The organism is Microbulbifer echini (assembly GCF_041447225.1).
Taxonomy (GTDB): Bacteria; Pseudomonadota; Gammaproteobacteria; order Pseudomonadales; family Cellvibrionaceae; genus Microbulbifer; species Microbulbifer echini.
Genome location: NZ_JBGMEL010000001.1, coordinates 332,559 through 351,247, shown reverse-complemented (window position 1 = coordinate 351,247; position 18,689 = coordinate 332,559). Strand labels below are relative to the sequence as shown.

Below are 18,689 nucleotides of genomic sequence, written 5' to 3'. Positions count from 1 at the left end.
AAGTTGACCATTCGTTATGTGGAATCCTCAAAGCTGCCCACCTCTTGGGGAATGTTTGAGATGCACGGTTTTGAAGAAGTGGAGACCGGTAAGGAGCACGTGGTGCTCACTATGGGGGACTTCGATACCGATGAACCTCTGCTGGCCCGCATTCACTCCGAGTGCCTGACCGGTGATGCGCTTTTCTCCCTGCGTTGCGACTGCGGAGCCCAGCTTCAACACGCGATGCATCGTATTGCCATGGAGGGACGCGGTGCGATTTTTTATCTGCGTCAGGAAGGACGTGGTATTGGCTTATTGAATAAGATTCGTGCCTACCATTTGCAGGACTGCGGTGCGGATACGGTGGAAGCCAATGAGCAGCTCGGCTTTGGAGCCGATATGCGGGACTACTCGATTCTGAAAGCGATGATTGAGCATCTGGGTATTCATGCGATTCGCCTGATGACCAATAACCCGCGTAAAGTGAAAGCGTTGCAGGATTTGGGTATCGAGGTTTTCGAGCGTCTGCCGCACCAGTCCGGGCGCAACCCTCACAATGCCAAGTATCTATCCACCAAGAAGGGGAAACTTGGACACCTGTTTGAGAATGGGGATGAAGGCGAAGGCGAAGGAGAGGGAGGGGGAGAGGAAAAGTAACTCTCTCTTTTTTCTCCTCAATAAAAAGGCCGGAGTTATCCGGCCTTTTTAATTTCCGCAAAATTAATCTCTGCGATGGAATTGTACGAATACCGCGGTCGTGCGGCCGGGCAGGGTAAAGCGACCGTTATCACGATCGAACTTCACCCAGTACTGGCGCGGATCGATAGAGCGGCGCTGGCGTGGGTGCTTGTGTAAGTATTTGCCACGCAGGTTTTCACTGGAAAATTCTACCGTTTCATCATCCCCATTAAACAGCACCACCACACGCTTAAAGCGTGGATCAATGCTGCCGTCCTGATCGGATAGTTCCATCACAATCAGTCCCGGCACCTGGTCGGGCCCCGTATTGAGGAAGTTGAGGTGCGCTTCTACCAATTCGGCCTCCGGCAGGCGGAAGAGGGGCGAGCTGTTGCGGATGGCCAGTTGCTCGCGGAACAGGGCGGCACTCCACCAACGGTGGCGACGCTTGGGCGCCAGTTCCGGGTTTGCCAGTAGAGGCTGTATCAGGGGCCAAGCGTCCTCGTTTTTATCCGCGATCGGCAGGCCCGCGCCCCAGTTATCGGTAGCGAGGCTGAAATCCAGGGCGTTAAACCAGTCTCCGGAGTTGTAGCTGTCGCGATCCATCGACTTGGAACGCAAGAAATCCTGGCCGGCGTGGATAAAAGGCACTCCCTGGGCGAAGAGCACTAGAGCGTTACTGAAGGCTTGTATACGCACTCGTTCGCGTAAGCTGGCGTTATCGCTGGCCTTAATTTGGATGCCGTCGAATAGCGTCTCATTATCGTGGGCGGCGATATAGTTGATGGACTCCTGCGGGTCGGCGGTATAGCCGGTGGGCTGGCCGTTGTAGATCAGCTCGCTGCCTGTGATGATATTGCCGCTGGCATCTTCAAAAGGGTAATCCGCCAGGTTACCGGCCAGGGAAACTCGGACTTTATCTGCCAGGGTCAGCAGGGTGGCGCGCTCGTCATTACCCTCGAACTTGCCGTTGCTGTCGGTGAACAAGCCGGTAGCAAAACCCTGCTCCTCAAAGCCGCCGAAGGGATTGCCACCGCGCACTGAGTCCCGCAGGCGATCGTTAAAGGTACCCACACCACTGCCGGCCATATTGGTTTGGCGGGCCTGCACAAAACGGGCATCATCGGCCACTTCGCCGAAGTTCCAGCCCTCGCCATAAAGATAAATGGCGTTGCCATCGATACCATCGGCTTCAGGGGTAAGCGACTGCAGTGCCGCCTGGGCCTTGAGAATATTCGCGAGGCTGTGGTGCCCCATCAGATCGAAGCGGAAGCTGTCCACCTTGTAGGCCCGGGCCCAGGTGACAAGGGAGTCGATCATCAGCTTTTCCATCATCCCGTGTTCGCTGGCGGTGTTGGCACAACAGCTGCTCATTTCCACATCGCCATTCACACTCCGGCGGTGGTAATAGCCAGGGACAATCTTGTCGAGTACGGAGTTGTCGTACTGGCCGTAGGCACTGGTGTGGTTATACACCACGTCCATTACCAGGCGCAGGCCGGAGTGGGAGAGCCCCTGTACCATCTGGCGGAACTCGTGAATGCGCGCAATGCCATCGGGGGCCGTGCTGTAACTGCCTTCGGGAACGGTGTAGTGCAACGGGTCGTAACCCCAGTTAAAGCCGTCGGTATCGCGCACCGCGTCCACTTGGGCCTGTTGCTCGCTGCTATCTGGGGCGTAGATGGAAAGATCTGGGGTTTGCTGTTGTTGCGCCCGGTCTTCATTCACGGTGGCAAAGTCGAAGGCCGGCAAGAGATGGATATGGGTGAGGCCCGCACGGGACAGTTTACGCAGATGGCGCATGCCTTCGCTGTAGTATCGTGTGAAGGCCTTAAAGGTACCGCGCTCTGCTTCGGGCACAGTGCTGTCCGCAATACTGAAGTCGCGCACATGCAGTTCGTAGATGCTGATATCTTCCGGTTGGGCCAGCTTGGGTTTGCGCAGGCGATCCCAGCCACGCGGTTTCAGGTCGCGGTCGTCCAGGTTGACGATCTGGCTCTTGCCGCTGTTGATCGAGAGGCTGAGGGAATAGGGGTCGGTTACCAGGTTGGCTTCAATCTGGCGGCTGAAATAGGAGTAAACCTCTACCTCATAGAGGTAAAAGCCCCGGTCCCAATGCTTGTTGATATCGGCAGTCCAAACGCCGCTAGATTCGTCGCGCTGCATGGAGACAACCCGATCGGCGGTTTCGCTTGATGGGTCGGTGAAGAGATGCAGTTTTACCGAGCGCGCGGTGGGGGCCCAGAGATCGAGCTGGATATGGTCTTCGCCAACACGGGCACCCAGATCACCGTCGTAGTAAAAGCGATCGTCAAGGGCACCGGCCATTTGGACACCGGAGGCGTCGAGTAACTTGCCATCGGCATCGTAAGCGGCGAGGGCAAGCTGCTGGATTACCAGATCATTCAGGGAAGCCTGCTCGGGCAGTTGCCAGGAGCTGAAGGCGGCCAAGTGTGGGAATTTTTGCTGGGTGCTGTCGGGCAGGGCGGTGAGAGCAGTGAGATCGATGGCGCCCTCTGAGAGGACATCGCCATCTTCCAACTTTAATTCGGCACTCGGGCTGTAGTGCAATTTGACAGTGCCGCCCTCCTCAAGCTGAATATCCCAGGCGAAGCTGGTGGCATCTACCCAGTGGGCTTTATCGCGGCTGAGATCACCTTTGGCAAAGCCGTCGCTGCTGACGGTTATCGCTTTACTGGTGGATTCAAAAGCAAAGTAGATTTCGTCATGGTCTGCCGCCACGGAAAAGCTGACATTGTCCCCATCATTGCCATAGCTCTCGTCCCAACCCTCATGCAGGGCCACTTTGAACTCGTAGGTGCCAGCGGGTAGCGCGGAGGTGACAAAGGCGTAGGTGCCATCACCGTCGGCGTCCTGCATCCAAGTGCGCAGGCAATTCGGCTGCCAGTTTTCCGGACAACCCAGCAGAGATTGGAAATTGCCAGCTAGGGTTGCGATCACACTGTTGGTGTTATCGGTGATCCAGTGGCTTTCGTGGTCGTAGATAAACTTGACCTCGCGGGCCTCGTCCAGATTGAGTGGAATATTGGCACCGTTGCTGTGCCCGCCCTGACCGTAGTTTTCGTCCCAGCGACGGTTGAGGGCCGCTTTATATTCCCAATTGCCAGCGGGCATTAAAAAGCGGCCCTGCCACTTGTCGTCGTCACTGTCATAACGGAGCATGGTGGCCGCGCAGTCCGGCTGCCAGTCCCCATCGCAACCCAGTTGGCTTTGTAGGTTACCGGGAATATTGACCGCTGTGGGATCTGGCGTGTCTGAGGCCCAGGCGGGTAAATGAATGGAGCAGAAAAGCGTACCCAGAATCAGCCCCATCCTTGTACCGGGTTCTGTGAATTTTGCGATTGGCATGGTTTTTTCCGTTTGTTGTTATGTGCTTTGTAAGCTTGGAAATGGCTTTTGCGTTTCTCTCAGCAAGCATTGAAGCGCAGTCATGCAGTGGTGACCTCCCACCCCATGGAGGTGGAGGCCGCGGGTCGAGAGATTAGGGTTGTCATAAAACCGTTATAAAAGCGTCATTTGGTGGAAATACCTGCGGGAGAAGATGTTTCACGAGTAAGGGAGATGGCGAAAGGAAAAGCCGGATCTATACTCAACTGATCAGGTTACTGTGGGTCGAGAAAGGTGATGCACTCGCTGTAATCGGATTCGAAGGCCGGCTTTTGCCGGCTTTACTTTTTGTGGCGGGGGAACTCTTCTGAAGCCATCGACTTGCCCCGATACCCAAGCAGTGCTAATTTGCCCTTAACCCGCCAGCGCTTTTGGCCGGGTCCAGAATTTCATTTTACCGCGGAGGATGATTGATGATTGTTACAACCCTCCGCCGGGTCCCGTAGTAGCCTCGAGCTGCTTCGCCCGGCGATAGACTCCAAAACGTCGGGCTTTCCCTTAAGAAAGCTCTGTTGACCGCATATTGGTGGTCGCTAGGTGCATTCTTGCGCCCAGAGGGTTTCAATCTTGAGTAAATCACACTTTTTCCGTCGTTCTGTCAGCAGGCACGGCATCCAATCTGCAGGCCTCTCTAATGAGCGCACGCGCGAGGTCTCTCCACTAGAAAAACTCGGCTGGAAGCCATTCTTTCTACAGCAGTTGTCGTTCGAAGAGCTGGAGCAAACGCTTCCACTGAGGGTCATGGCGGTGCACCGCAACCGGTTGGAATTGGCGGGTGAGCAAGGAATAGTGTCCCTGCCATTAACCGCTAACGTGGCCTTGAACATGCCTACGGTGGGCGACTGGCTGTTGTTACAGCGGGAAACCGCTCACTTTGAGCGTATGCTGAATCGCAGCAGCCAGTTTGAACGAATGGCCCCCGGAGGTCAGCAGGTGCAAATGATTGCCGCCAATGTGGATAGCGTTTTTATTGTTTCCTCCATGAATGAGGACTTTAACCTGTCTCGCATTGAGCGCTACCTGGCCCTGGCAAAGGAGTCCGGTTGTCGTCCCCACTTGATATTGAGTAAGGCTGACTTGTGTGAAGATCACAGTCTCTTCCTCCAAGCATTGCGCCCGTTCGGCGAATTACCGGTCGCGGTAGTGAATAGTCTCGATAAAGACAGCGTGGTGCAGCTGCGCCTGTGGTGTCTGCCGGGGGAGACCATCGCGCTGTTGGGCTCGTCGGGAGTGGGCAAGTCCACGTTGCTCAATACGCTGTCTGGAGAGCCCCTGGCCGAGACCGGGGAAATTCGCGAAGCCGATAGTAAGGGCCGCCACACGACACGGAAGCGCTCTCTCCACCCTCTCAGTTGGGGGGCGTTGCTACTCGATAGCCCTGGTATGCGGGAATTCGGATTGGTACATGTTGAAGGTGGTCTGGCGCAGACGTTTGCAGATCTGGATGAGCTTGCCAGGGAGTGCCGTTTTTCCGACTGTCAGCATCAGTCAGAGCCGGGCTGTGCCGTCCAAAAGGCAATAGCAAATGGCTCTATGGAAGAGCGACGCTTACAAAATTGGCAAAAGCTGCAACGAGAGCTCTGCCGAAATAGCCATACATTAGCGCAGAAACGTGCTGGTGATCGAGCGCTTTCACAATTGTATCGCTCTGTTCAAAACCAAGCGCGTCTTCGTAAATATCCTGGGGAAAATTGATATTGTGGCGATCCAGGTTACAGGCCTTTTAGGCCTGTAAGTGTTATGACTCTACGTATTGAGGGCAGCTGTGGCTGCCCTCAACGAAGGACAGAAGGCTAGCCGGCAAGTTTTAATGTGACAACACCAGCAATAATTAACAATACGCCGAGATACCGGCCGAGACTGGCGGTCTCACCGAAGAAAATAAGCCCCACCAGAAAGGCACCGGCGGCACCGATACTGGTCCAGACAGCATAAGAGACGCCAATAGGAATTTCCCGCTGTGCGAGCCACAGTAGATAGCCGCTAAGGCTAATAAATACAGCCGCCAACACAACACCTAATACGCGGGTGGGTACTTCCTGGGATATTTTCAGGCCAACTACCCAACCAATTTCACAGATACCAGCTATTAACAGGTAGAACCAGGCCATTTTTTTCCTCTTTAAGGCGTAATTTTTTATTTAAGAAGTGCTTACTGCACTGTCCTTCAGGAGGTTAGGTCGGGGAATAGCAGTCTGCCACTTTGTTCGTAAATTAAAGAAAGTTGATTGATTAACTTGGAGGCTTGAACGGATTTAGGTCAGCGCGAGAAAACAAACTCACGGTCCTGTATTGTTGGTTAATGTAAAAGGAAGAATAAGCTGGAAGCATGTTTAAAAAACCTAAGAGCCTGGGACTAATTTTGTTGGCAATAAGTCAGACTATTCTGGCTGGTCCAGAGCATGTTGAAACGTTAGTAGTAACGGCCAGCCATTTTGAGAGGCAAATACAGCGCTATCCGGATAGTCTCTCATTGATTGATGAGCAGGTACTGCAGCTGGTTAATCACAACCATATCCAGCAGAGTCTGGTTAGGATTCCTGGTGCCAATGTGGCAAGGGGCAATGGCCAGGAATATTTGCCTGCATTGCGCTCGCCAGTGCTGTCGGGCGCTGGAGCCTGTGGCAGTGTGCTGACCATGGAGGATGGCATCCCCCTGCGGGCAAATGGCTTCTGTAACATTAATGAATTGTTTGAATCCCACAGTGAAATGGCCCAGCGAGTGGAAGTTATTCGGGGGCCGGCAGGTACCCTGCATGGTTCCAACGCTATGCACGGTGTAGTAAATATTATTAGCCCAGAAATTGGCAGAAATACTTCAGGCCTCAGCGGCACTTTAGGTTTTGAAGCCGGCCCACACGATTACTACCGAACCAATATTTCAGTAGGAACTGCGATTTCTGAAAGGGGGGATGTCCGTGCAGATCTTTCCCTGGCATCGGATGGTGGTTACCGGCACCAATCTGGATACGATCAGCAAAAGCTCAGTCTCCAGCATCTGGTGACAATGGGGCGAGCAGACATTCGCACTCGCCTGGCAGTCACCAATTTGAACCAGGAAACCGCAGGGTATATCGAAGGCTCGTATTCATATCGGGACCAGCAATTCAGCAGGGAAAACCCAAACCCCGAAGCATTTCGCGATGCCTCTGCGATACGACTTTACTCCAAGTTTGATATCGAACTGGGCAATGGGCGACAGCTGTTATTGACGCCTTATCTAAGAAAAACAGATATGCGTTTTTTACAGCACTATCTACCGGGGCAGGCGCTGGAAGAAAATGGCCAGGAGAGTGCCGGTCTGCGGAGCCGTTACCTTTTTGTCGGGGGAGACGACTTGGAGGTGGTAATGGGGCTCGACGCGGAGTTTACCCATGGTTATTTACGGGAAATTCAGCAGAGGCTTACAGAGGGGTCAGACTTTTTACAGGCGACTATTCCAGTCGGAAAACACTACGACTATCAAGTTGATACTTACAGCGTCTCTCCTTTCACCTTAATGACTTGGCGTGTTAGCGATATTTTGACACTTTACGGCGGAATACGTTTTGAGTCGGTGCAATATGACTACAACAATAAAATGTTGTCGGGTCGTACTGCTGAGGATGGTACTCCCTGCGGCTTTGACGGTTGCAGGTTTAGCCGACCGGAAGACCGTAAAGACCGTTTCCATAATTGGTCGCCAAAATTGGGGGCTACTTTTCAACTCAGTGCCAACATACAGCTTTTTTCAAATATGGCTTGGGGGTATCGTATTCCCCAAGCGACAGAGCTTTACCGTTTACAGCGAGAGCAGACGGTTGCTGAATTGGATTCTGAGCAAATCAGTAGTATTGAATTGGGGGTGCGAGGCTTTAAAGAGCGCTTTTCCTATGAGCTGGTGGCTTATGGAATGCGCAAGCGCAATGTGATTTTTCGGGATACGGAATATTTTAACCAGTCCAACGGAGAAACCGCACATCGCGGTGTGGAATTGGCGCTTGGCTATGCACTCGCCCAGGATTGGCGAGTAGAGACAGCTTCCAGTTATGCGGAGCATCGTTATCGTGATCAGCGAGCGCTGCAGGGTGTGTTATTGGATGGCCATCTGGTGGACTCAGCCCCCAGGGTTTTCGGTAGCTATCGTCTGCAGTGGCAACCGAGGCAGGAGATGACGGCTGAGCTGGAGTGGTTGCAGCAGGGGCGTTACTACACTGACCCCCAGAATCAGCATGAATATTCCGGACACAATTTATGGAGCTTGCGAACTCGGTGGGAATTTGATCGCTGGGCCCTTTCGGCAAGATTGTTGAACCTTACGAATAAGTCCTATGCAGAACGAGCGGACTACAGCAGTTTTGTGGGAGAAAGGTATTTTCCTGGTGAGCCCCGCTCGATTTATCTGTCTGTATCTTCCGAGTGGTAAGAAGATTATATGAATTTCAACGAAAGTGGCTCGGTAATAAAAAAGGCAGGAAATACCTGCCTTTTTTCCTAGCCTGCTGAGGCTTGCTGGGTTGGAGACGAGGTTGACCGGGCCGATGTAGAGCCCTGACTTTCAATCCAGCGATCCATACGAGCTTCAAGAATATTCATGGGCAGGGCGCCGGCGCCGAGAAGGGCGTCGTGGAAGCCGCGGATATCAAAATTGCTATCGAGGTTTTCCTCGGCTTTCGCCCGCAACTCTTTAATCTTGAGTTGGCCCAGCTTATAGGCCAGAGCTTGTCCGGGCCAGACCAGGTAGCGGTCAATTTCCACAGTGACATCGTGCAATGGCTTGGCGCTGTTATCCATAAAGTACTCAATGGCCTGTTCGCGACTCCAGCCCAGTTGATGCATTCCAGTGTCCACCACCAAGCGCACCGCGCGCCACATATCGTAGGTCAGTGCACCAAACTCGCTGTAGGGGTCTTTGTATAAACCCAAGTCATACCCGAGGCTTTCGGAATAGAGGCCCCAGCCCTCTACAAATGCGGTATACAGGGTCATGCGTCGCAGTGGGTGAATATCAGCTTGCTCTTGTGCCAGGGCAATCTGTAAGTGGTGTCCAGGCATCGCCTCATGCACAGTCAGGGCTTCCATTTCCCACTTGGGTCTGCTGGGGAGGTTGTAAGTATTGGCAAAGAAAATACCGGCGCGTCCGGCTTCTTTAGAGCCCGGTTGGTAATAGGCGGTTGTTTGCGACTGCTCCGAGTACCTGGGGATGGGCTTCACGCCATAGGGCAATCTAGGCAGGGTGCCGAATAATGCCGGTAACTCGCCATCGATGCGTTTGGCGATATCCCGGTAATCCCTCAGTAAGTCTTCGCGACTGGTGTGATAAAAACGCGCATCTGTGCGCAGGAATTCGGTAAAGGCTTTAAAGTCCCCTTGGAAACCTGCCTTTTGAATAATTTTATCCATTTCTCCACGGATACGCCGCACCTCGGCGAGACCGATGCGGTGGATTTCCTCCGGGCTCAGGTCGGTGGTGGTGTTCGTCAGCACCGCATGGGCATACCAGCGCAGGCCATCTGGGCGACTGCTGAGAGCGATGCTCTTCTGCGCTCCTGGGATATATTCTCTCTCGACAAATTCGGCCATGCCCCGCCAGGCAGGCAACAGTTGCCCGCGGTAGATACCGAGGGCACGCTGGCGCAGGCTTTTTTGTTTTGCTTTGGGGATAGCTTTGGGCATATCCGCAAAGGTTTTCAGTAGAGGGCTCTGCTCTGGGTTTAGGGGGATCAGGGCACGGATCTGTCGGGGCAGGTCACGCAGAGTGATCTGCGGCGGGGTAACACCTTTTCTCATGCCCTGTTGCATGAGTGCCTGTGTTTGCGTGACCAGCGCGGGGAGCTTGGCGAGGCGTGCCAGAATATCTTCGTAATCGGCCACGGTGCGTCTGGGCATGCTGTTAATAACGGCAGGCACACTGCGCTGGATGCCACTCATATGGGTGACGGGCTGCAAGTGATCGGGGAATTGGAAGCCCTTTACTTCGCCGAGCAGATCCTGGTACAGCAACTGGTAGTCGAGCTGTTGTTGTTTGGGCAATGTGTCAACGTTGAGATTGCGGGCGGCGCCCAACAGTTGACGTGTCTGCTCTTGGCGTTGCTGTATACCTTTGCTGGAATTGTCCGCCCAGCGATCGTTATGGCCGGGATACCCCTCGTAAGTGGCTTGGCTGGGGAAGCTCTCCATGATCCAGCGGTAGCGCAGGTCTTGCAGGGCCACCAGTTGTTCAGAGGCATTTTCTGAAGGCAGGGCTCTGAAAGCCCTCTTGAAATCCCTTTGCTCCATGGCGGCAGCGTTGAGGCTGGCGATCAGGCTGATCGAAGTAATAAGGGCTTTCTTGAGTAGTGACATCTTTCCCCCAAAGCAAGCGGAAGCCAATGGATAGGTGGGCGGCAAGCCCGGTGGTACCTGCCGAATGCAAAGTACGTGGCAGGTACTCGTTGGCAGAACTCAATGTTTGAGCGAGCCCGTTAACCAGAGGTTATCGGGCCCGCTGACTCAGTTGGCTGCGGCGGCGCGGTCGATAAAATTGTGCCCGCCCAGCAGCTGTTGGCGTCGGCGGATCTGTTCCTCAATACCTGTGGCATCGAGGCCAATTTCGGCGAGCAGATCCTGGTGTTTACCGTGCTCGATAATCTGGTCGGGCAGTCCCAACTGCAGTACGGGCATGGTCCTGGCCGAAGCGTTGAGATACTCGAGTACGGCACTGCCGGCACCACCGGCAATAGTATTCTCCTCAATCGTCACCAGTAATTGGTGGCTATCGGCCAGTTCATCAATCAAGGCTTCATCCAGTGGCTTTACCCAGCGCATATCCGCTACGGTGGCACCGAGGCGCTCAGCTGCGGCCATCGCTGGGGAGAGCATTGTGCCAAAATTCAAAATTGCTACATTGCTGCCCTCGCGTAACAAGCGGCCCTTGCCGACAGGTAATTCGCGCATTTCCTCCTCGAGCGCGGTGCCCATACCCGTGCCACGAGGGTAGCGCACTGCAGCGGGGCCATCGTGGCAGTAAGCGGTATACAGTAGCTGGCGGCACTCGTTCTCATCGCTGGGCGCGGCAATAGCGAGAAAGGGCAGGCAGCGCATAAAGGTCAGATCGAAGCTGCCTGCATGGGTTGGGCCGTCCTCGCCTACCAGACCGGCGCGGTCGATGGCAAAGGTGACATCCAGGTTCTGGATGGCTACATCGTGCACCATTTGGTCGTAGCCGCGCTGCAGGAAGGTGGAGTAAATAGCCACTACCGGTTTTTGCCCTTCGCAGGCGAGGCCGGCGGCGAGCGTGACGGCGTGCTGCTCGGCAATGGCGACATCGTGGAAACGCTCTGGGAAGCGTTGGGAGAAATCTACCATACCCGAGCCCTCGCACATGGCGGGGGTAATGCCGATTAAGCGCTCGTCCTGTGCCGCGGTATCGCACAGCCACTGGCCGAAGATATCCTGGTATTTGGGCAGTTTTTTCTTGCCCGGCACTGCGACCTGGACCTTGCTCTTGGGCTCCAGCTTGTTCAGTGCGTGATAGCCCACGGGGTCCGCTTCTGCGGGGCCGAAGCCCTTGCCCTTGGTGGTGGCTATATGCAGCAGCTGCGGGCCCGGTTGGCTGCGCAAGTTGCGCAGGGTGTGCACCAGGTCGTGCATATTATGCCCGTCCAGCGGACCCACGTAATTGAAGCCCAGCTCCTCAAATAAAGTGCCCGGGGTGATCATGCCCTTGACGTGTTCCTCTGTGCGCCGCGCCAATTGCCAAGCCTTGGGGATGGCCGAAAGTATTTTACGGCTGCCCTCGCGCATATTCAGGTAGGTTTTACTGGCCAGGATTTTGGCGAAATAGGTGGCCAGGCCGCCGACATTCTTTGATATCGACATACTGTTGTCATTGAGCACAACCAGCATATCCCGGCCGGTGTGAGCTGCGTGGTTGAGGGCCTCAAAGGCCATACCAGCGGTCATGGCGCCGTCGCCGATCACCGCCACTACTTTGCGCTCCTCGGGAGAGCCCAGCGCCATACCCAGAGCGGCGCCAATCGAAGTGCTGGAGTGGCCCACACCGAAGGTGTCGTAGGGGCTCTCACTGCGCTTGGGGAAACCGGACAGGCCGCCCTGCTGGCGCATACTGAGCATCTGCTCGCGGCGGCCAGTGAGGATCTTGTGGGGGTAGGTCTGGTGACCCACATCCCAGACCAAGCGGTCTTCTGGAGTGTTGTAGATATAGTGCAGGGCGATGGTCAGCTCCACTACACCGAGGCCGGCGCCAAAGTGTCCGCCGGTTTGGCCGACGCAGAACAACAGGTACTCGCGCAGTTGGCTGGCGAGTTCGGGCAGTTGGCGTTCATCGAGTGCGCGCAGTTGGGCGGGCTCGTCGATGGCGTCGAGCAGTGGCGTATGCGGGCGTGTGCGTGGAATTTCTTCGAGCATCAAACGGTTCAATTGCTACAAATGGTAATAGTGAGGGGATTGTATGCCTGTGAGGGGCATATTGCATCCCAATGGCGGGGCGAATGCCTCGAATCAATGGCTGCGTTGGACGATGTAATCCGCCAGCTGCTTCAGCAATCGTGTATCGCCGGGAAGGGTTTCGAGAGCGTTTAGGGCCTCGCTATGCAGGCCTCGTAACTTTTCTCTCGCAGCATCGAGGCCCAATAGGGAGACATAGGTGGGCTTGTTGAGCAGGGCATCCGCCCCTTGTGGCTTGCCCAGTACAGCGGTGTCTACGGTGATGTCGAGAATATCGTCCTGAACTTGGAAGGCCAGACCAATAGCCTCGGCATAGCGGGTAAGAGCTTCCAGTTGTGCGCTATCGGCGCCGCCGAGCAGGGCGCCCATGCGCGCACTGGCGCGTATGAGTGCACCTGTCTTCAAGCGGTGCATGGTCTCCAGTTGTTCCAGGGACAGTGATTTGTCCACAGAATCTAAATCAATCGCCTGGCCTGCGACCATCCCCCGGCCGCCGGAGGCGCTGGCGAGTTCCTGTAGAAGCTGTAGCTTTAGGCAGGGTTCGGAACTGTCTGTCAGCAGCAGTTCAAATGCTTGGGTTTGCAGAGCATCCCCGGCGAGAATTGCGCAGGCCTCGTCGAAGGCGATATGACAAGTGGGCCGGCCCCGGCGCAGGTCATCGTCATCCATGGCCGGGAGGTCGTCGTGTATCAGCGAATAGGCGTGGATGCATTCCACGGCGGCGGCGCTGGAGTCGCATCTTGCCGCATCAAAATCGACCCCATGGAAAATCTCGGCACAGGCATAAACGAGCGCTGGGCGCAGGCGTTTACCCGGCCCGAGCGCCGCGTAATGCATTGCCTCAAAGAGCTTGTCCGCATCGCTGCCGGGTTCGCTGAGAGTCTCATGCAGCCGAGTTTCTACACGCTGTGAAGATTCTTTGAGGAAGCTCTGGAGTTTGGGGGCCTGTGGCAAAGTACTCACTTAGGCGTCGCCCTGGGAGTCGTCGGTATCGAATGGCAGCTCGCGAATACTGCCGTTCTCCTCCATTAGAAGTTTGACTTTTTGCTCGGCACTGGCCAGTTTCTTCTGGCACTCGCGGGTGAGTTTAACTCCGCGCTCAAAGTCGGCCAGAGCCTCTTCCAGGGGTAGGTCCCCGGCCTCCAGGCGCTCTACTAATTCTTCCAGGGCCTCCAGGCTCTGTTCAAAGGTTGCCGATTTTTTCTTCGCCGCCATAGCATTGCCTCGTAATTGCGGGGCAACCTTAGCCGCTGGCGCGGCAAGGGTCAATTGGCACGCGACAGGGCCTATTGCAAGGCTTCGCGCGCGAGTAGGTAATGAGCCAGGGCTTTTTTTTGCTCGTCGGTAAAGTCGTACCTGGGCATGGGTGGTGTTGGAGCGTCAAAAAAGTCTGAGAGGGTCTGCAGTGTGTATTTCTTATTGAGTTCTTTTAAGGGTACTTGTTGTTGGTGACATTGAGCGCAATTGTGGCTTAGGTAAAGGGCTCTGCCCTCCTGTGCTGCAGCGGCGTTCGCAGGTGGAGGTTTTTTCGGTACCCTGCCCGGGGCCGGGGCCGGGGCCTTGGTTTTGCGGGGGGCTACCGTTTTTTGTGGATCACCGGGAGATAAGCGGTAGATTGCGCCTGCGTAATCATCAGAAATATAAATGATGCCTTGGCCGTCCTCGGCAATGGCCACGGGCCTGCCGGAAACCTCCTTGCGGTCTTGGCTGAGAAAGCCCCATAGGAAATCCCTCTGGGTAATATTTCCGCCTTCATCCCAGTGTAGGGAAACCACCTTATAGCCATCCTTGACGCTTCGGTTCCATGAGCCGTGCAGCGCTACCAGAGCGGCGCCGCGATAGTCTGTTTGCTGCTCCGGGCTGCGCAAAAAGCGGATACCGAGCGGGGCATTGTGGGCGGCGAACTCATGCACCGGGGGCAGGGAGGAGGCGATCATCTCTTTGATGGTCGGACTCTCGTCATTGATGAAGTCCGGGTCTGGGATTCGGTCGCCATAGGCGTAAGGCCAACCGTAGAACTTTTCGGGCTGAATTAAATTGAGTTCATCGGGTGGTAAGTTATCACCCAACCAGTCGCGACCATTGTCAGTGGCGTAGAGACCGCCGTCTTTTGGCGACCAGTCAAACCCGACGCTGTTGCGCAAGCCGGTGGCGAGTATTTCTAGATCACTACCATCGGGGCGCAGGCGCATAATGGTGGCGCGGCGGCGATCCTTTTCAATGCAGACGTTACAACTGGAGCCACTACTTAGGTACAGCCAACCATCGGGGCCCATTTCGATGGTCTTGGTCCAGTGCCCGCTATCCTCCAAGTCTTCCAGAATTCGCTCGTAACGCCCAGCCAAACGGCCATCGGAGTGATCGAAGGGCACCCTTCCAATGGCGTTGCTTTCCGCTATATATAGCCAGTTCTCGTGGAAAGCAAGCCCGTGAGGGCGGTTCAGATCATCAATGAGCATGCGTTGGCTGTCGGCGCGCCCATCGTCGTTAAGGTCGGGGGACAGCAGGGATATACGGCCCTCTTTGGGCTGGGAAACCAGGAGATCCCCCGTGCGGGTTATTGCGAGCCAGCGAGCATTGGGCACGTTGTCGGCAAACAGTTGCAGCTGATAGCCAGAGGCCGGTGTTAGGCCCTGGGTTACTTTCTGTTCGTCGGTTTTCGCTCCGCCAACAATTTGGCGCCAGGGTACGCTGATACCCGATGCGACGGCAGCGAAAGCACCTGAAACCACGGCGCTGAAGATAAGCAAAAATATTAGCGTATATTTCAACGTCTTTTTCCCTGTTTGGATTGAACTTGAAATAGAGGTGTTTATAGTGGCCGCGCACTGCACTGAGCCTTGTTGTACCACAGGCTACCTATTGGGTCTCCCCCTCAATTGTTAAAGAAATATTTCACTTTGTGAGATATGTCCTACATAAAATTCAGCAGATTGCCCCTACTTTTTTCTCGCCTGATGTCCATAATTAACTGGCAGGGACGCACAAGGGACTGCAACTCTGCGGCAAAGGATAAATGGATTGCGCCGCTCGCCCTAAGGATATGGGCACCATCCTGTGAGACGCACCGCCCGGGCCGGATTGCCCGGGCGGTGTTTTAATGATCCCGCCACTCATACTCCTACCATCTGTTTCCATTGCTGTGATCGCAGGGTGTACCGTTAACCCTTTGGAATTTCTGTTACCTTTTGGCGGTAAGCTTGCTGCCAGAGTGTCACAATCTGGAATTTGTAATATTTATCCGCTTTAATAATAAGAGGTCGGCCACTATTGCTCGGGCCGGTGGAGGGTGATGCATTCAGCAATCTATCATCAGCAGTACCTGTTTATTCCCTGGCAATATCTTGTCGCTGCGCTGCTGTTTCCTCATTAGTCAAATCATTTACGGGTTGCCACACTTCTCCCGCTAATGGCTTATTGACACCAAATCCTCTGGTTCAAACACAATTTTATTTCCCTTTTTCCTATTCGTTTTTTCCTGGCGGGCTGATTATCACTGATCGATCGCTACTCTCATCCACTTTTCTAATTTTGATGGCATCGGGCCGGGTTTTCTGTTTGATTGCGGGGAGGTAAGGTCATGCAAGCGCGAATCTTACGTCTGAATTTGGCAGGGCAGCCATTAGATTGGCTTACCTGGCAAGAGGCTTCCTGTTTATATGTTCGGGATCTGGTTACATGGTCTCTGGGCGGTATAGTACAGCGGGTACGAGGTGGATTTAACCGATATGGTGAGCGCTCCACCCTGGATCTGGCGTCGATCATTGCCTGTGGTGGTTCGCGAATGGCTCGCCCGCGTCGCCGGCCTCCGCTGACAAACCGGGCGCTTTTTTTTCGGGATATACATAGCTGTCTGTATTGCGGCAATATTTTTAAGTCGATCGAGCTGACACGAGATCATGTTATCCCTGTATCCAAAGGAGGGATGGACTCTTGGGAAAATGTGGTGACTGCTTGTCGGCGCTGCAATCAGCATAAGGGGAATCATCTCCTTGAGGAGATCGACATGGAATTATTGGCACTGCCCTTTTGTCCCAATGCGGCGGAGTATCTGGCTTTGATCAATAGTGAACGGATTCGCGGGGACCAGATGGAGTTTCTGCGCAGTCAATTCTCGCGTAGGCGCCAACAAGATTGGTTATTACATTAAATTTCGCGATTTTAAGAAGATGATAAAAAGGGGCTGAAGCCCCTTTTTATTTTTTCTGATTGAGCGGCAAGACTAAATATCAAGACGTGGCTGTCAATCGGACTGGGATGAGCGGATAAGGCCGGTTAGGTATTCGGTAAAGTTGTGGCCATGGTTTTCCATCATTTTGGGGAACATGGATTTAGGCGTCATGCCGGGGAAGGTGTTGACTTCATTTAAGTAGAGCTCTCCTTCATCGGTCAGAAAGAAATCGATACGGGAGAGATCTTTAAGCTTCAGGGCTTTAAATGTGCGTATCGATACGTCACGAATCCATGCCTGCTGTTCTTTATTCAGGCCTTCGGCCTCAATAAAAGTCTCAGCACGACTGCCAGTGGCATATTTTTCCTTGTAAGTATAGAAGGTATCCGACGGGGCACGTACTTCACCGGGGAGGGTGGCTATGAGTTCTTCCCCAAAAGTGTAAACAGCCACCTCCAGTTCGCGGGCGTTCAGGGCTTTCTCAATGAGTACGTAGGGTGAGAGGGTAAAGGCCTCCTCAATAGTACCGTGTAGATCCTCTCTACGAGTGACTTTAAAGCAGCCCACCGAGGAACCTTGATTAGAAGCCTTGATAAACACTGCTTCCCACGCCTCCAGTGCCGCATGGGCCTTATCCAGCTCCTCAGCTTCAAGGCTGTGCAGAAATAGGTAGGGAGTGTTATCGATCCCCAGAGCGCTTAGCCACATTTTTGTTTTAATTTTGTTAAAACAGATTTTACTGGCTTCCGGGGCTGAGCCGAAGTAGGGAATGCCGAACATTTCCAGCTGGGATTGCAGATCACCGGTCTCACCGGGGTAGCCGTGTATTGCGGGGATGACATAGTCCACATCCCAGGCACTGCCGGCTTCATCGCGGATCTTACCATCGTAAAAGATATGGTAAACGCGACCGTCCTTATCGGTGAGACAGCCGCTAGCGTCCATCTCAACCCGCATCAGGTCAATATCCTCGGATTCGGCCAACTGCTCTTCGATAAAATCTGCGGTGCGCAAGGATACTTCGTGCTCGCTGCCGCCACCGCCGCAGATAAGCAAGGTGTTGATCATAGAGTTATTCCGTCGTGGTACCGGCTGGAGGTGCCAGTAATACCTGCTGGCACTGTTGCGGCATCGTCTTGGGTTTGGGTTTTGTCGGCTTGGTCTTTGTGCCGTTCAGTATTGTGTAGAATTCGTCGCTAAACCACCAGTCCAGATCGTTGCCGCAGGGAGCGGTACGCACCGGCGCCTGTGGTTTGCAGTGGCGACTACCTTCCGGGCAGGTGAGGCGCACATGGAAGTGATAATTGTGCCCCCACCAGGGGCGTACTTTACGCAACCACGCATTATCAGTACCAGAGATCGCACACAGGTGCTGTTTGATGGTGGGGTGTACGAAAATGCGTTCGACACGCTGGTCTTCGGCGGCCATACGCAGAATCTTGGGGACCCGGTTGTCCCAATTCTCTTTGATCAGGCGGTGTTGGCGCGCATCTGCCAAGGGGATGGCGGAGATGTTATCGCGCTCCCACTCTGTGAGAGGACGCTCTGCGGCGCGTTGGTCCTGCGAGTACCAGATATCTATATCCAGTCCGGTCTGATGGCTGCTGTGCCCTCCGCTGCCAAAGGGACCACCGCGCGCCATAGACATATCGCCGATCTGTATCCTGCCGAGATCACTTTGCGCGACATTTTGGGAGAAGTCCTTCAGGAAGGCGATGGTATTTGCATGCGCGAAGTGTCGATCGCGGCCAGTGCGCACGAGTTGGTAGCCCTCTCCACGCAGGGGCAGCGTTTCCCCCCCGGCAAGGCAGCCGTTGGTGTAGGTGCCGATACTGGCAGAGTCTTGGGCGCTGGGGCTGTCACTCTTCTCCCAGGGATTGGCCTGGGCGAAAGCGCTCAGGGCAGCAGTGGCGAAAACCAGTGCGCGGGTGAATATCCTGGGGCCAGTGAGCCGTTCGGGGCGTTTATAAAAGAGAGGCATAAATCTCTAGTTACCGGTAAGTCTTGGTGGTCGGGTCACGCA

General features: G+C 54.6%; 13 protein-coding genes. 4 read left to right on the top strand and 9 right to left on the bottom strand.

The genetic code is table 11. The annotated features are described in order from the left end of the window. Nucleotides 1-3 precede the first annotated feature (3 nt). Nucleotides 4-639, top strand: a complete 636-nt coding sequence (ribA, locus tag ACCI51_RS01450; RefSeq protein ID WP_371842337.1) for a GTP cyclohydrolase II — start codon at nt 4-6, stop codon at nt 637-639. Between the two features lie 63 nt (nt 640-702). On the opposite strand, the gene pulA is transcribed toward ribA, so the two are convergent. After that, nucleotides 703-4,029 (bottom strand): pullulanase-type alpha-1,6-glucosidase, encoded by a 3,327-nt coding sequence (gene pulA, locus ACCI51_RS01445; RefSeq protein WP_371842336.1) that lies wholly within the window; start codon nt 4,027-4,029, stop codon nt 703-705. Nucleotides 4,030-4,635: 606 nt separating this feature from the next. Between pulA and rsgA the strand changes: the two genes are divergently transcribed. Next, nucleotides 4,636-5,763, top strand: a complete 1,128-nt coding sequence (rsgA, locus tag ACCI51_RS01440; protein ID WP_371842335.1) for a ribosome small subunit-dependent GTPase A — start codon at nt 4,636-4,638, stop codon at nt 5,761-5,763. A 98-nt stretch (nt 5,764-5,861) separates the two neighbouring features. On the opposite strand, the gene ACCI51_RS01435 is transcribed toward rsgA, so the two are convergent. Then, nucleotides 5,862-6,179 carry a DMT family transporter gene (locus ACCI51_RS01435; protein ID WP_371842334.1) on the bottom strand — a complete coding sequence of 106 codons (318 nt, stop codon included), beginning with the start codon at nt 6,177-6,179 and terminating at the stop codon, nt 5,862-5,864. A 218-nt stretch (nt 6,180-6,397) separates the two neighbouring features. Between ACCI51_RS01435 and ACCI51_RS01430 the strand changes: the two genes are divergently transcribed. Next, nucleotides 6,398-8,473 (top strand): TonB-dependent receptor, encoded by a 2,076-nt coding sequence (locus ACCI51_RS01430; RefSeq protein ID WP_371842333.1) that lies wholly within the window; start codon nt 6,398-6,400, stop codon nt 8,471-8,473. A 68-nt stretch (nt 8,474-8,541) separates the two neighbouring features. Here the strand turns inward: ACCI51_RS01430 and ACCI51_RS01425 are convergent, their stop codons facing one another. From ACCI51_RS01425 to ACCI51_RS01405, 5 genes are all read right to left on the bottom strand, one after another. Next, a complete protein-coding gene (locus tag ACCI51_RS01425) occupies nt 8,542-10,392 on the bottom strand; it encodes a DUF885 domain-containing protein (RefSeq protein ID WP_371842332.1) in 1,851 nt (616 codons plus the stop codon). Nucleotides 10,393-10,539: 147 nt separating this feature from the next. After that, nucleotides 10,540-12,456, bottom strand: coding sequence for a 1-deoxy-D-xylulose-5-phosphate synthase (dxs, locus tag ACCI51_RS01420; RefSeq protein WP_371842331.1), 1,917 nt, complete (start codon nt 12,454-12,456; stop codon nt 10,540-10,542). 93 nt (nt 12,457-12,549) lie between these two features. Next, on the bottom strand, nt 12,550-13,458 hold the full coding sequence (gene ispA / locus ACCI51_RS01415) for a (2E,6E)-farnesyl diphosphate synthase (protein WP_371842330.1): 909 nt from the start codon (nt 13,456-13,458) through the stop codon (nt 12,550-12,552). Next, nucleotides 13,459-13,710 (bottom strand): exodeoxyribonuclease VII small subunit, encoded by a 252-nt coding sequence (locus ACCI51_RS01410; protein ID WP_299579751.1) that lies wholly within the window; start codon nt 13,708-13,710, stop codon nt 13,459-13,461. 71 nt (nt 13,711-13,781) lie between these two features. Next, nucleotides 13,782-15,266, bottom strand: a complete 1,485-nt coding sequence (locus ACCI51_RS01405; RefSeq protein ID WP_371842329.1) for a PQQ-dependent sugar dehydrogenase — start codon at nt 15,264-15,266, stop codon at nt 13,782-13,784. An 809-nt stretch (nt 15,267-16,075) separates the two neighbouring features. On the opposite strand from ACCI51_RS01405, the gene ACCI51_RS01400 reads away from it, so the two are divergent. Further along, complete coding sequence (locus ACCI51_RS01400; RefSeq protein ID WP_299579745.1) at nt 16,076-16,645, top strand: HNH endonuclease; 570 nt, start codon at nt 16,076-16,078, stop codon at nt 16,643-16,645. A 93-nt stretch (nt 16,646-16,738) separates the two neighbouring features. On the opposite strand, the gene ACCI51_RS01395 is transcribed toward ACCI51_RS01400, so the two are convergent. Together ACCI51_RS01395 and mepA are read right to left on the bottom strand one after the other, a co-directional pair. Further along, nucleotides 16,739-17,734, bottom strand: a complete 996-nt coding sequence (locus ACCI51_RS01395; RefSeq protein ID WP_371842328.1) for a D-alanine--D-alanine ligase — start codon at nt 17,732-17,734, stop codon at nt 16,739-16,741. A 4-nt stretch (nt 17,735-17,738) separates the two neighbouring features. Then, the gene (mepA, locus tag ACCI51_RS01390; RefSeq protein WP_371842327.1) at nt 17,739-18,647 is read right to left on the bottom strand and encodes a penicillin-insensitive murein endopeptidase; all 909 of its coding nucleotides are present in this window, start codon (nt 18,645-18,647) and stop codon (nt 17,739-17,741) included. Nucleotides 18,648-18,689: the final 42 nt, after the last annotated feature.

What these genes read in the sequence shown, in the direction of transcription:
- pulA (WP_371842336.1), bottom strand. Translation starts at nt 4,029, where the DNA reads ATGCCAATCGCAAAATTCACAGAACCCGGTACAAGGATGGGGCTGATT.
- ACCI51_RS01435 (WP_371842334.1), bottom strand. Translation starts at nt 6,179, where the DNA reads ATGGCCTGGTTCTACCTGTTAATAGCTGGTATCTGTGAAATTGGTTGG.
- ACCI51_RS01430 (WP_371842333.1), top strand. Translation starts at nt 6,398, where the DNA reads ATGTTTAAAAAACCTAAGAGCCTGGGACTAATTTTGTTGGCAATAAGT.
- ACCI51_RS01425 (WP_371842332.1), bottom strand. Translation starts at nt 10,392, where the DNA reads ATGTCACTACTCAAGAAAGCCCTTATTACTTCGATCAGCCTGATCGCC.
- dxs (WP_371842331.1), bottom strand. Translation starts at nt 12,456, where the DNA reads ATGCTCGAAGAAATTCCACGCACACGCCCGCATACGCCACTGCTCGAC.
- ACCI51_RS01410 (WP_299579751.1), bottom strand. Translation starts at nt 13,710, where the DNA reads ATGGCGGCGAAGAAAAAATCGGCAACCTTTGAACAGAGCCTGGAGGCC.
- ACCI51_RS01400 (WP_299579745.1), top strand. Translation starts at nt 16,076, where the DNA reads ATGCAAGCGCGAATCTTACGTCTGAATTTGGCAGGGCAGCCATTAGAT.
- ACCI51_RS01395 (WP_371842328.1), bottom strand. Translation starts at nt 17,734, where the DNA reads ATGATCAACACCTTGCTTATCTGCGGCGGTGGCGGCAGCGAGCACGAA.
- mepA (WP_371842327.1), bottom strand. Translation starts at nt 18,647, where the DNA reads ATGCCTCTCTTTTATAAACGCCCCGAACGGCTCACTGGCCCCAGGATA.